Consider the following 12,486-nt stretch of genomic DNA (forward strand, 5'->3'; position numbering starts at 1 on the left):
ATGGGGTGGACCCTAACAAGGATGCGATGACCGGAGCAAGGCGGCCCCGGTCATCGCATCCGATTAGCGGAAGTAGTGCGGCAGGAAGCGTGAGGCGCCGGTGATGATGGGCCCCGGATCCTCGCGCACGCAGAGGCCGGCCGCCTCATCCCCAACCACCCAGGCGCCCAGCACCACATGCCGGCCGTCGTCACGGGCCAAATCCACCGCGCGCTGATAGACCACCGGCCCCTGCCCGTAGCCACCGGATGTATGCGCCATCTCCCGCCCGTCGCGGACAAGCCGGATGTTGGCGCCTTCGCGCGCCTGCATGGGCTTGGCGATCCAGTCCGGCCCCACGGCCTCGGCGGTGAAGCCAGCGGGCAGCAGGTTGGGGTGGCCGGGGAACAGGTCCCACAGCACGGTCAGGATGGCCTTGTGCGACAGCAGCATCTTCCACGGCGGCTCCACCACCGTCAGGTTGGCGGTCGGGAGGTGGGCGCCGAAGCGTTCCGCCGCCAGCCATTCCCAGGGATAGAGCTTGAACCACAGCGCCAGCGGCCGGCCCGCCTCGTCGACGAAGCGCGTCTTGTCCTTGTCCCAGCCCACCTGGGTGATGGGCAGGTGGGCGGCGTTCAGCCCCGCCTGGCGCGCGGTGTCCACCAGATACTCGACCGTCCTCAACTCCTCCTCATAGTCGGCGTAGGACGACAGGTGGATGAGGGCGCCGGGTGGCTGGCGCCGGCTGATTTCCCGCCAGCGGGCGATCAGCCGCTCATGGATGGAATTGAACTGGTCGGCGTCGGGCAGGACGTCGCGCAGCCAGAACCATTGCACCACCGCCGATTCGATCAGGGTGGTGGGCGTGTCGGCGTTGTATTCCAGCATCTTGGGCTCGGCCAGTTCCTCCCGGTCCGGGTTGAAAGCCAAATCGAAGCGGCCGTAGAGGGCGGGATCCTCCCGCCGCCAGCTGTCGATGACATAGGCCCGGTAGGCCGGACTGAGGCCGAAGCGGTCCATCAGGCGCGGCGTTGCCACCACGGCCGCCACCGCCTGCAGGCATAGCTGGTGCAGGGTGTTGGTCGCGGTCTCCAGCCTGTCGACTTCCCCGGCGGTGAAGGCGTAGGCGGCGGATTCGTCCCACCACAGTCCATCGGCCTCACTGCCGGGCGGCAGGCCCAGAGAGTGATAGGTCAGGCCCTGGGATTCGATACGGGCGATCCAGTCGGCCCGGGGGGTGAAGCGAACGCGTTCCATGATCGCGGGCCTCCCTACTCGCCGCCACCACCGCCGCCGTGGCCGCCACCTCCCTCACCGCCACCCCCGCCGTGGGCGGCGGCGCTTTCGCCGAAACCACCGGTTTCAACGCCGCCGGACTTGGACCCGGCGACATAGCTCGCGCCCCCGCCATGGCCGCCGCCGCCGGAACGGCAGTCCGTCTGCTGGTTCGCCTTGCAATCCTGATCATGCTTTGAATCACATCCGCTCAACGACAGCGTCGTCGCGGCGGCCAGGGCCGCCAACGTGATGTGGTGACTGCGTTTCATGGATTTGGTTCCCAAAGGGTTGGCACCGGGGTGCACCCGATCAGTCGGCCCACTCTGAAAAGCCCCTGCTTAACGGGGCATCCCCGCGCAGCGAAGGGTGCGCCGGCGCCGGTCCCGGCACCAATGGCGCCGCAACATGTCAGGCCATGCATAATTGTGCGAGACAGCGGTTTGAACGCGTATGCCGGGTGGCGCGCCCATCCCCCCTTGACGCCGTGACGCCCATGGCGCACATGGCTTCGCCATTCCGTCCAACCCGGTGCCCATCCCATGCCTTGGCGTCCCATGACGGCGGCCGACCTGTCCCACGCCTTCACCCTGGCCTGCGCCATCCATGTCGACTTCTTCGAGGCGCTGGACGTCATGGCCGACAAGCTGGCGGCCTATCCCGCCGGCTGCCTGACGTTGGAGACGGCCGATGGCAGCATCGGCGGCTATGCCGTCAGCCATCCCTATGCGCGGGGCCGCGTGCCCAAGCTGAACCACCTGCTGGGCGGCCTGCCGGCGGACGCCGACATCTATTACATCCACGACATCGCCATCGACGCCGCCGCGCGCGGCCAGGGCCATGCCGAGGCGGCCGTGAACCTGTTGGCGGCGCAGGCGCGGAGTGCCGGTTTCCGCGAGATGCGGCTGCTGTCCGTCAATAATTCCGGGGCCTTCTGGCGGCGGCGCGGTTTCAGCCCCGTGCTGGATGAACAAGTGGACGTGTCATCCTATGGCTCCGATGCCACTTATATGCGACGGTTTCTTTAAACCATTCGCCTCCAACGTGATGGCAACGATGTCAATATAGCAACGGTGCCTTGTCCAAGGTCCGGGTATAGCCAGCTGTTAGAGCGGCGGCGTTAAGCCGCACCCCTTTTCTGGGCCCCTATCTGGCTGGTGGTAACCGATGTCATTCCTGAAATCGCTGCGCGGCATCAGCGGCCGCATCCTGCTCATCCCGCTGCTGGCCGTGATCGCGCTGGCGGCGCTGGGCGCCGTCACCGTCGTCACCTCCAGCCGGACCCTGATGGAGGAGCGGCAGGCCCGCGCCCGCGTGGCGGTGGAGGCGGCGATATCGCAAATCCAGACGCTGGAAGCCAAGGCGAAGGCAGGGGAAATGCCGGAGGACAAGGCCAAGGAGCTGGCCTTGGACCTGGCCCGCGCGTTCCGCTACGACGGCGACCACTACCTGATCATCCACGATGATACGGGCCTGACGCTGGCCAGCGGGCAAAGCCGCACGCTGGAGGGCAAGCGCAACATGGACAGCGTCGACGCCAACGGGGTCCACTACGCCCAGGACCAGCTGCAGCGCGCCAAGGAGGGCGGCGGGTTCAGCTATTACGTCTGGCCGCCCAAGACGGGCGCGCCGCCGGCGCCCAAGGCCACCTACAACAAGCTGACCAGCGGCTGGGGCTGGGTCGTGTCCTCCGGCATCTACATCGACGACGTGGACGCGGCCGCCCGGGCCAGCGGCTACCGCACCGCCGGCACGGTGGGGCTGCTGGCGTTGGCGACCTTCGGCCTGGCCCTGTGGCTCAGCCGGGGCATCACCGGCCCCCTGCTGCGCCTGACCAACACCACCAACCGCCTTGCCGACGGCGATCTCAGCGTCACCGTGCCGGGCACCAGCCGCACGGATGAGATCGGCACCCTGGCCCAGGCGGTCAACGTCCTGCGCGACCGCTCGGCCGAAGCCGTGCACCTGCGCGAGCGCCAGGAAGGAATGAAGGAAGAGGCGGAGCGGGAGCGCAAGGCCGCCCTGGCCCGCCTGGCCGACGAGTTCGAGGGCAGCGTGAAGACGGTGGTGGACGGCATCGCCGCCGCCACGACCGAGATGGCGGCCAGCGCAGACGCGGCCACAACGGCCGCCGCCCGAGCGGAAGACCAGACCACCTCGGCCGCCGCCGCCGCGGAGCAGACCAGCGCCAATGTCGCCACCGTGGCCGCCGCGACGGATGAGTTGAGCGCCTCCATCCATGAGATCGCCCGCCAGATCACCCAGTCGTCGGAGATCGCGGCCGGCGCCGTGGCCGAAGTCGGCCGAACCAGCACCGCCATGGGCGACCTGGCGGCCTCGGCCGCGCGGGTGGGCGACATCGTGGCGCTGATCACCGGCATCGCCGGGCAGACCAACCTGCTGGCGCTGAACGCCACCATCGAGGCGGCACGGGCGGGTGAGGCCGGCAAGGGCTTCGCCGTGGTGGCGTCGGAGGTGAAGAACCTCGCGACCCAGACCGCCAAGGCGACGGAGGAAATCCAGGCCAAGGTGGCGGAAATCCAGGGCATGACGGATGCCGCCGTGGACGCCATCGCCGGCATCGGCCAGACCGTGAACCGCATGAACGAGATCACCGCCGCCGTGGCGGCGGCCGTGGAGGAACAGGGTGCCGCCACGGCAGAGATCGCCGGCAACGTCCAGCAGGCGGCCACGGGCACGCAGCAGGTCTCCGGCAACGTGACCGCCGCCCGCCAGGCGGTGACCGAAACCGGCCAAGTCGCCCACACCGTGCGCACCGCGGCCGGCGAACTGTCGGTGGAAGCCGAGCGCCTGCGCGGCCAGGTGCACGGATTTCTGGCCAACATCCGCTAGGAAGCGAGACCAGCGGCAAGAGCGACAGCTCTTGCCGCTGTAGGCCCCGACGGGGGCCGCCGGAGATTTCCGGGAAGCGTCAGCGGACCGGATATCGAGGATGGCAAGCCGGCGGATGCCGGCGCCCGCAGGGCATCAAACATTAAGCAATAAATTCTCCCGCTCCCAGCTGGAGATCACCTGCTGGTAGGCGGCGTCCTCGGCTTGTTTCACCGCCGTGACGCAGGCGACGAAGCGCTCGCCAAATATGTCCCGTAAGGGACGGCTGGCGTTCAGCTTGGCCAGGGCGTCGCCCTGGTGGCGGGGCAAGGTGAAGGCCAGGCGATGGGCGGTGCCCTTCACCGGCTCCGTGGGTTCCAGTTCCTGCACCATACCCAGATAGCCGCAGGCCAGGCTGGCGGCGATGGCGAGGTAGGGGTTGGCGTCGGCGCCGGCCACGCGGTTTTCCACCCGCCGGGCCTCCGGCTGGCTCAGGGGCACGCGGAAGCCGGTGGTGCGGTTGTCCCGCCCCCAATGGACGTTGATGGGCGCGTCCGACCCCTGCACCAGCCGGCGATAGCTGTTCACGTTGGGCGCCAGCAGGGGCATGGCGCTGGGCAGGTACTTCTGCAGGCCGGCGATGTGGCTCATGAACAGGGGCGTGTCGCCGCCATCGGAGTGGCCGAACAGGTTGCCCCCCGTTTCCGCGTCCACCAGCGACTGGTGGATGTGCATGGCGCTGCCCGGCTCGTTCTGCATGGGCTTGGCCATGAAGGTGGCGTAGATGCCGTGGCGGATGGCCGCCTCACGCACCGTGCGCTTGAACAGGAAGACCTGGTCGGCCAGGCTCAGCGCGTCGCCATGGTTGAAGTTGATCTCGATCTGGGCGGCGCCGGCCTCATGGCTCATGGTGTCGACGTCGATGTCCTGCTGCTCGCAGTAATCGTAGACCGCCTCGAAAATGGGGTCGAACTCGTTGACCGCGTCGATGCCGAAGGCCTGGCGCCCGCTTTCCTGCCGGCCGGAGCGGCCGACCGGCGGGACCAGGGGATAGTCCGGATCCTTGTTCACCGCCACCAGGAAGAATTCCAGCTCGGGCGCCACCAGGGGCTTCCAGCCGCGCTCGGCATAAAGCTCCAGCACGCGCTTCAGCACCCAGCGCGGACTGATGTCCACGCTGGTGCCGTCGGCATAGACGCAGTCGCAGATGACGGCGGCGGTGGGCGCCTCGTACCAGGGAACGAAGCGCACGCTGCCTGGGTCGGGCAGCATGTAGACGTCGGAGTTCTCGGGATTGGTGACGCTGTTGGGCGGGGTGTCGCCCGTCACGGTCTGGATGAACACGCTTTCGGGCAGGCGCAAGCCGCGGTCCCGCAGGATGCGCAGGAACTTTTCCGCCGGAACGATCTTGCCCCGGGCGATGCCCGAGAGGTCGGGCACCAGGCATTCCACCTCGGTGATGCGGTTGCAGCGGATGAATTCTTCCAGGACGGCCATGGGGTCGTACACCTCGATATCGGGGGATGGGGACGCCGCCCTCGGGCGACCCGAACCGGACAAAATCGACAGGGACCGTCCCATCATATCGGGGCGGGAATGCGGCATGGCAGCGGCCCAAGCTGGCGGGAACCCTAGCGCTTGCGGCCTATGCCGAGGTGACAGCGCCCCCATCGAATGGTATGTGCGGACGGGTACGTCCCCTCATTCTCCCGGATCGTCCCGCCGCCATGCCGTCCCCAACCCTTCCCCGCGTCCTGAGTTTCGTGGCGTTGACCGGCCTCGCGGCGTTGCTGGCCTACGCGACGGTTTCACCCACCCTGGACCTGGCCGCGGCCGGCTGGTTCTGGACGCCGCAGGGGGGCTTCGCCTGGCGGGCGGATCCAGTGGCCAACCTGCTGCACGAGGCGGTGCAGGTGGGCGCCCGGGTGATGGCCGGCGTGCTGGTCCTTGGCACCGCCTGGACCGCCTGGCGCCGCCGGCCCCTGCTGGGGGCCGACGTGCGCGCCTGGGGCTTCCTGCTGCTGTCGCTGGCCATCGGGCCCGGCCTCCTAGGCAATGCCGTGCTGAAGGACCATTGGCACCGCGCCCGCCCCGTCCAGGTGGTGGAGTTCGGCGGGGCCGCCCCCTACACCCCGCCGGTGCTGCCGGCGCCCAAGGCCAATTGCGGGCGCAACTGCTCCTTCGTGTCGGGGGATGCCGTGCTGGCCTTCTTCCTGCACAGCTTCGCCTACACCGCGCGGCGGCGGCAGCGCCTGTGGCTCTATGGCGGGCTGGGCGTCGGGGCCGGCGCGGGCCTGCTGCGCATCGGCATGGGCGGCCATTTCTTCAGCGACGTAATGTACGCCGGCCTGCTGGCGGTGCTGACCAGCGCCCTGCTGCACGCCGCCCTTTACGGCCGCCGGGCCACCCTGGCGCTGTGGTGCCGCTGGTTGCCCGGCTGACATGAGCACCTGTTGGCCAGATAGCTGGTACGTCCACTCCTCCCCGCCCGGCCCCGCCCTCCCGGCGCTGGCCGGCGATACGGACTGCGACGTCTGCGTGGTCGGCGCGGGCTACACCGGCCTGTCCGCCGCCCTGACCTTGGCGGAACGCGGCTACGACGTGGTGGTGGTTGAGGCGGAGCGGGTGGGCTGGGGTGCCTCCGGCCGCAACGGCGGCCAGCTGATCAGTGGCTATAACAAATCCATCAGCGCCATCGCGCGGCTTGGCGGCGCCGACGACGCCCGGCACCTGTGGGCCTTGGCGGAGGAAGCCAAGGCCCTGCTGGTGCGGCGGGTGGAGCGGCACGGCATAGCCTGCGCCCTGCGCTGGGGCTACATCAACGCCGCCGCCAAGCCCCGCCACCGCCGGGATTTGCTGGCCCAGCTGCGCGACGCGGACGCCGTAGGCTATGACCGCCTACGCCTGTTGGAGGGCGAGGCGCTGCGCGCCCTGCTGGCTAGCCCGCGCTACGACAGCGGGCTGGAGGATATGGGCAGCGGCCATCTGCACCCGCTGGCCTACGCCCAGGGCCTGGGACGCGCCGCGCGCGAGGCCGGCGCGCGCCTGTACGAGAACACGCCCGCGCTGGCCATCACCACGGGTGCCGCCCCGGTGGTGACCACACCCCGCGGCCGCGTGCGGTCCCGCTTCCTGGTGCTGGCCGGCAACGCCTACCTGGGCGACCTGGCGCCGCCGCTGACGCGCACCCTGGTGCCCATCGTCACCTACATGCTGGCGACGCAGCCCCTCGGCACGGAACGGGCGGCGGCCCTGCTGCCGGGCGACCACGCGGTGTCGGACACCAACGTCGGCCTGCACTACTTCCGTCGCAGCGCCGATCACCGCCTGCTGTTCGGCGGCCGCGTCAACTACGCCAACCGGGCGATGCCTGACGCCAAGCCCAAGCTGGCGCGGGACCTGGTCCACTGCTTCCCCCAACTCCAAGACGTGGGCATTGATCATTTCTGGCACGGCAGCGTGGGCATGACCGTCAGCCGCCTGCCCCAGCTGGGCCGCCTGTCGCCCACCACCTACTACGCCCACGGCTACAGCGGCCACGGCGTCGCCCTCACCGGCATCTGCGGCCACTTGCTGGCCGAGGCCATCATGGGCCAGGCGGAGCGCTATGACGTCTTCGCCCGGCTGCCCCAGCACCCTTTCGTGCGCGGCCCTTGGCGCGTGCCCCTGCTGGTGCTGGCCGGCCTGTGGTACCGCCTGCACGACCTGCTGTGAGAGAAGCCGGAGCGCAGCGACCAGCCCGCGGCCGCGGGCGCCGGAGATTTCTGGGAAGCCGAAGGCGGACTGGAAATCGGGGATGAGCCAAGGCCGGACGGCCCGCCGGCGCTTGAGGAATCAGAAAAACGGCAGTTCCGCTTCCACCGGTTCCGGGACCGGCGCCCTGGGCATGTCCGACAGGGGGATGTCGAAGGTGACGACCTCGGCCGGGATGCCGATCAGCAACAGCGGGCATGGATTGCCCACGCCCCGGTGCACCCGGTCCTCCAGCTTGCGCCAATGGGTGGTGGCCGCTCCATACTTGTCCTGGCAGAAGGAGGCGGCCCAGGCCTCGGCGAAGGACGGCGCGCCGCCGGCCATGCGGCGGGCCACGTCATCCTGCTGCCGCGTGGTGGGACGCAGGCCCAGGGCCAGCACGTCGGCGTCGCAGGTCAGGCCCCGGCCTTGGGCGAAGCGGCGCACCATGGGCACCATCTCATCCTGCAGGCTGCGGCCCCGTGTGACGATGACGCCGACGGAGATGACGCCCTCGGCATGCAGGCGCTTGAAGTTCTCCAGGTCGCGGTCGAAGAACGGATCCTTGTTGTTCCACTCGATCTCCAGCGCGATGACGCCGACGCCGGGCACGTCGCGCACATGGTCCACCTCGTGGCTGATGGACTCGCGCCGCTTGCCGTTCACCCGCTTCTCGATGGTGAAGTGCGCCTTCTCCCATCCATGCTCGGCCAGGGAACGACGCAGACGCTGGGTGATCTTGGCCTCACCGCCGCCGGACCCGACGATTTCCGTGACGGGGATGGACAGCGCGCCGATGACGGCGTCCAGCTCTGCCATGGCGTCGGGGAAGTCGACGCCCAGGATGGCCCGGGCATGGGACAGGAACTCCACCTGGAAGCCGCGCTGAAGCAAGGTAGGGAACATCTGGAGGTAACGTCCGCTGGCGAAAACCGAGGCGGGGACCCTACCCGATCCTGCGGCCCTGTCGATACCGGATCCGGCGCCGGCACCTGTGACGCGTTCAATGGCCGCTGGCAGGGGCCCCTGCCAGGGCGTCGACCGTCGTCGCCGGGATACCTCGGTAGGCATCTATCTCCATCGGCCATACGGCTTCCGGCCCCTTGCTGTCCGGGAGATGCGTAGTCGCCCGCAGCAGGCGTCGTCTAAGGTCTGCGCCGCGAAGCAGGGTCGCGCGGGCGACTCGGGAACAGGCCTGCCGGCCGCCCGGCAAACCGTCCCTGGTCGCGAGATCGAGTGGGACGCCAGGACGATCATGCCTGATCCGTTCAACAGGAAATGACCTGAGAGGCGAGCGTGAGCGCGCAGCAAGATTTCACGACAACATTGCAACTAAGCTCTGCCGGCGACATGGACAAGGCGGAAGATTGGATCCGGGCCAATATTCGCGGTCGTTGGGCCGTCGAGTTTCTCGGCATGGAAGAAAAACTGGACCCCGGCCTAAACCGCCGTTCCCAGGTCTTGCACGTGTCTTTCCGTTTCGGCCTGCGTGAGGATCTGGAGCGGTTCAAGCGCGACTACGCCGGTATAAAAACATCCGGCTCTCCCACTCCTGCCACGGCGGGCGCCAAACGGCCGGCTGGAAAAGCCGCCATGGTGAAGCCCAAAAGCAAAGGGATTTTTGCGTGGTTGCGCTCGTGAGGGCGCACCCCAGACCCATCCCCTTATCGCTTCCCTTCTAGTCGGAAAGACCTATTTTCCGGGCCGCGCGTGTCTCTAGATTCCCAATGGTTTCATGCTTCTGGCCACTATCATCCGGAAGCTTTCGGGAGTACCGCTAACAAGGAGCTGGCGACTGGATATCCTCCCGCCGGCCGCCGGCCAATGCAGGACGTTGAAAAACGACCTGCCTAATGGAGTAGGCATATACCCTGCCAATCCTTTTTCGCACTTGCAGCAGAGTATCGGATGGTGTCAGGATCGCGTCAGGCGTTTAGAAATACATTCTCGAACATGCGATTTCAGTGCCTCCGTCACGCTCTGTTAATCGCCCATAAACAATCAACCGCAGGCTGGAGCCATGCGTAAACTAAAAGAAATCTTCCGGCTGCCGCTTATTTTTGATCGGCGCTTTCTTGCATACTTTCATGACATTTTGGTTGCCGGGATTTCGTTTGTTGTTTCGCTGTACCTGAGGGTTGGGGATGGGATTACCCACTATACCCAAGCCCTGGTTCCCGGCGTCGCGCTCTTCACCATCATCGCCGCCGCTGCCTACCGCCTGTTCGGCATGAACTCAGGCGTCTGGCGCTACGCCTCGTTGCGCGATCTGATGGCCATCGCCCGCGCCGTCACCACCACCATCCTGGTCTTCCTGCTGCTGATGTTCCTGGTGACGCGGCTGGACGCCCTGCCCCGCTCCGTCCCGCTGATCAACTGGTTCGTGCTGGTGGTGCTGCTGGGCGGCCCGCGCCTGCTGTACCGCCTGGCCAAGGACCGCCGCCTGGCCGGCATCCTGGAAAGCAACGCCCGCGACCGCATCCCCGTGCTGTTGGTCGGCGCCGGCGATGAAGCCGAGATTTTCATCCGCGCCATGGCCACGGATCGCGACGCCGCCTATCGCGTCGTCGGCATCCTGGACGACAAGGGCGGCCGCATCGGCCGCGAGATCCACGGCGTGAAGGTGCTGGGTCGCCTGGCTGAGCTGTCGTCGGTGGTCGGCGACCTGGCCGCCGGGGGGCAATGCCCGCGCCGCCTGATCCTGACCCGCCCCCGCGCCCGCCTGTCGGGCACCAGGCTGGGCGCGCTGGTGGAAAAGTGCGAGGCGCTGAATCTGGTGCTGGCCCGCCTGCCCGACCTCACCGACTTCCGCGATGCCGTGAACGAGGGGCCCATGACCGTGCGCCCCATCGTCATCGAGGACCTGCTGGGCCGCCCCCAGGTGGCCCTGGACAAGGGTGCCATCGACGGCCTGGTCGCCGGGCGCACCGTGCTGGTCACGGGGGCCGGCGGCACCATCGGTTCCGAACTGACCCGCCAGATCGCGCAGCTGAAGCCGCGCCGCCTGATCCTGCTGGATCATGGCGAGTTCAACCTCTACTCCATCGAGATGGAGATGCGGGAGAACTGCCCGGACCTGGACTGCCGCGCCGTGCTGGCCAACGTCCGCGACCGCAACCGCCTCATGGAAGTCTTCCATGAGGAGAAGCCGGAACTGGTGTTCCACGCCGCCGCCCTGAAGCATGTTCCCATGGTGGAGCTGAACCCGGTCGAAGGCGTGCTGACCAACGTCATGGGCACGCGCAACGTCGCCGATGCCGCCATCGCCGCCGGCGCGGCCGCCATGGTGCTGATCTCGACGGACAAGGCGGTGCGGTCCACCAACGTCATGGGCGCCACCAAGCGCATCGCCGAATGCTATTGCCAGGCGCTGGACATCGTGGCGTCAAGCGGCGTCGGCAAGGGCTGGCAAACCCGCTTCATGACAGTGCGGTTCGGCAACGTGCTGGGCTCCACCGGGTCGGTGGTGCCGCTGTTCAGCCGTCAGCTGCGCGCCGGCGGCCCATTGACCGTCACCCACCCCGAGGTCTGCCGCTACTTCATGACCGTGCGCGAGGCGGTGGAGCTGGTGCTGCAGGCCTCCGCCTACGGCATGAACGCCGGGCGGGACGACCGTGGCCGCATCTTCGTTCTGGACATGGGCCAGCCGGTGAAGATCGTCGACTTGGCCCGCCAAATGATACGCCTGGCCGGCCTGCGCCCGGACAAGGACATCAAGATCACCTTCACCGGCCTGCGGCCTGGAGAGAAGCTGTACGAAGAGATGTTCGCCGCCGCCGAACCGCCGGAGCAGACCTCGGCCGAAGGCGTGCTGGTGGCGTCACCCCGCGCGGTGGACCTGGCCATCCTGCGCCGCTCGCTGGATGAGCTGGATGCGGCCTGCGCCACCGCCGACGCCGTCCGCCTGCAGGCCCTGCTGCACCATATCGTCCCTGACTACAGCCAGCTTGACCCGGTCCCCCTGCCCCCGGAAACCGTGTTGCCACATCAGGCGTAACGTTCTGTGGCTTGAATAAGCAAAAGGCCCGGAACCGCCAAGTTCCGGGCCTTTTGCTTTGGCTGAACACAAATCGGTGGCAGGCCGCCATAGGCCCTGACCGGGGCCGCCGGAGCCTGAAGGAACGACGTCCCTGGGGGAACGACGTCAGGGCACCCGGGCGAAACGCACCGGCGCATCCGACCAATCCACCAGGACGATGGCATAAGGGCTGGTCAGGCTGCCTGTGGCGGTGTTGCGCGAAGACTGGTCGAACTCGTGATATTCGACCACCAGGCGGTCGCGCATGCCATCCCGATGTTCCACGCGGGTGTTGACCACCTCCACCCCCGCGCCGGATGAGTTGCGGGACCCGAGGAAAACACCCAGCGCCATCAGCCGTTCCGGCAGGGCGCCCGGGACACGCATCCCCACCAGGTCCCACAGGGACTGCCATTCGGCGGCGTTGCGGGCCACCAGGTACGTCGTGCTTTGCGCCCGGCTCAGCCCGCCGTGCCATTCGCCGCGCCCAACAAGGCTGGGGGATACAGCGGGCGGCAGGGCGTTGTCATCTGGTGGCGGCTCGCCTCCCAACCACGCCAAGCTGCCGGAGCAGCCTGTCAAGGCGGCGCCCATGCCCAGAGCGAGCCCCAGCGCGGCCATGCGGCGCGCCGGCCCCGCACGACGGCCAT

At 68.1% G+C, this 12,486-nt stretch carries 11 protein-coding genes; 6 read left to right on the forward strand and 5 right to left on the reverse strand.

All coding sequences use genetic code 11. The annotated features are described in order from the left end of the window. Positions 1 to 63: 63 nt before the first annotated feature. Together Y958_RS08720 and Y958_RS08725 are read right to left on the reverse strand one after the other, a co-directional pair. Entirely contained in the window at positions 64 to 1,236 is a 1,173-nt protein-coding gene (locus Y958_RS08720) for a glutathionylspermidine synthase family protein (RefSeq protein WP_088871690.1), read from the reverse strand. 14 nt (positions 1,237 to 1,250) lie between these two features. Next, complete coding sequence (locus Y958_RS08725; RefSeq protein ID WP_145727702.1) at positions 1,251 to 1,526, reverse strand: hypothetical protein; 276 nt, start codon at positions 1,524 to 1,526, stop codon at positions 1,251 to 1,253. Positions 1,527 to 1,796: 270 nt separating this feature from the next. Between Y958_RS08725 and Y958_RS08730 the strand changes: the two genes are divergently transcribed. Both Y958_RS08730 and Y958_RS08735 read left to right on the forward strand, forming a co-directional pair. Then, a complete protein-coding gene (locus Y958_RS08730) occupies positions 1,797 to 2,282 on the forward strand; it encodes a GNAT family N-acetyltransferase (RefSeq protein ID WP_088871692.1) in 486 nt (161 codons plus the stop codon). Positions 2,283 to 2,421: 139 nt separating this feature from the next. Next, complete coding sequence (locus Y958_RS08735; protein ID WP_088871693.1) at positions 2,422 to 4,107, forward strand: methyl-accepting chemotaxis protein; 1,686 nt, start codon at positions 2,422 to 2,424, stop codon at positions 4,105 to 4,107. A 135-nt stretch (positions 4,108 to 4,242) separates the two neighbouring features. Here Y958_RS08735 and Y958_RS08740 read toward each other — a convergent pair whose 3' ends face one another. After that, positions 4,243 to 5,583 carry a glutamine synthetase family protein gene (locus Y958_RS08740; RefSeq protein WP_088871694.1) on the reverse strand — a complete coding sequence of 447 codons (1,341 nt, stop codon included), beginning with the start codon at positions 5,581 to 5,583 and terminating at the stop codon, positions 4,243 to 4,245. A 230-nt stretch (positions 5,584 to 5,813) separates the two neighbouring features. Between Y958_RS08740 and Y958_RS08745 the strand changes: the two genes are divergently transcribed. Together Y958_RS08745 and Y958_RS08750 are read left to right on the forward strand one after the other, a co-directional pair. Then, entirely contained in the window at positions 5,814 to 6,527 is a 714-nt protein-coding gene (locus Y958_RS08745) for a phosphatase PAP2 family protein (protein ID WP_186291132.1), read from the forward strand. 1 nt (position 6,528) lies between these two features. Then, positions 6,529 to 7,800: an NAD(P)/FAD-dependent oxidoreductase gene (locus Y958_RS08750; protein WP_088871696.1), complete on the forward strand. Its 1,272-nt coding sequence runs from the start codon at positions 6,529 to 6,531 to the stop codon at positions 7,798 to 7,800. A gap of 120 nt (positions 7,801 to 7,920) precedes the next feature. On the opposite strand, the gene Y958_RS08755 is transcribed toward Y958_RS08750, so the two are convergent. Beyond that, positions 7,921 to 8,724, reverse strand: coding sequence for a BglII/BstYI family type II restriction endonuclease (locus Y958_RS08755; RefSeq protein ID WP_088871697.1), 804 nt, complete (start codon positions 8,722 to 8,724; stop codon positions 7,921 to 7,923). 390 nt (positions 8,725 to 9,114) lie between these two features. Between Y958_RS08755 and Y958_RS08760 the strand changes: the two genes are divergently transcribed. Then, complete coding sequence (locus tag Y958_RS08760) at positions 9,115 to 9,459, forward strand: hypothetical protein (RefSeq protein WP_088871698.1); 345 nt, start codon at positions 9,115 to 9,117, stop codon at positions 9,457 to 9,459. Between the two features lie 379 nt (positions 9,460 to 9,838). Next, positions 9,839 to 11,815 (forward strand): polysaccharide biosynthesis protein, encoded by a 1,977-nt coding sequence (locus Y958_RS08765; RefSeq protein WP_088871699.1) that lies wholly within the window; start codon positions 9,839 to 9,841, stop codon positions 11,813 to 11,815. Positions 11,816 to 11,962: 147 nt separating this feature from the next. Here the strand turns inward: Y958_RS08765 and Y958_RS08770 are convergent, their stop codons facing one another. Beyond that, on the reverse strand, positions 11,963 to 12,457 hold the full coding sequence (locus Y958_RS08770; protein ID WP_050898711.1) for a hypothetical protein: 495 nt from the start codon (positions 12,455 to 12,457) through the stop codon (positions 11,963 to 11,965). Positions 12,458 to 12,486: the final 29 nt, after the last annotated feature.

Source organism: Nitrospirillum viridazoti CBAmc, assembly GCF_000730165.1.
In the GTDB taxonomy this organism is placed as follows: domain Bacteria; phylum Pseudomonadota; class Alphaproteobacteria; order Azospirillales; family Azospirillaceae; genus Nitrospirillum; species Nitrospirillum viridazoti.

Coding starts and splice junctions, on each gene's coding strand:
- Y958_RS08770 (WP_050898711.1), bottom strand. CDS start 12,457: ATGGCCGCGCTGGGGCTCGCTCTGGGCATGGGCGCCGCCTTGACAGGC.
- Y958_RS08720 (WP_088871690.1), bottom strand. CDS start 1,236: ATGGAACGCGTTCGCTTCACCCCCCGGGCCGACTGGATCGCCCGTATC.
- Y958_RS08755 (WP_088871697.1), bottom strand. CDS start 8,724: ATGTTCCCTACCTTGCTTCAGCGCGGCTTCCAGGTGGAGTTCCTGTCC.
- Y958_RS08740 (WP_088871694.1), bottom strand. CDS start 5,583: ATGGCCGTCCTGGAAGAATTCATCCGCTGCAACCGCATCACCGAGGTG.
- Y958_RS08735 (WP_088871693.1), top strand. CDS start 2,422: ATGTCATTCCTGAAATCGCTGCGCGGCATCAGCGGCCGCATCCTGCTC.
- Y958_RS08765 (WP_088871699.1), top strand. CDS start 9,839: ATGCGTAAACTAAAAGAAATCTTCCGGCTGCCGCTTATTTTTGATCGG.
- Y958_RS08730 (WP_088871692.1), top strand. CDS start 1,797: ATGCCTTGGCGTCCCATGACGGCGGCCGACCTGTCCCACGCCTTCACC.
- Y958_RS08725 (WP_145727702.1), bottom strand. CDS start 1,526: ATGAAACGCAGTCACCACATCACGTTGGCGGCCCTGGCCGCCGCGACG.
- Y958_RS08745 (WP_186291132.1), top strand. CDS start 5,814: ATGCCGTCCCCAACCCTTCCCCGCGTCCTGAGTTTCGTGGCGTTGACC.
- Y958_RS08750 (WP_088871696.1), top strand. CDS start 6,529: ATGAGCACCTGTTGGCCAGATAGCTGGTACGTCCACTCCTCCCCGCCC.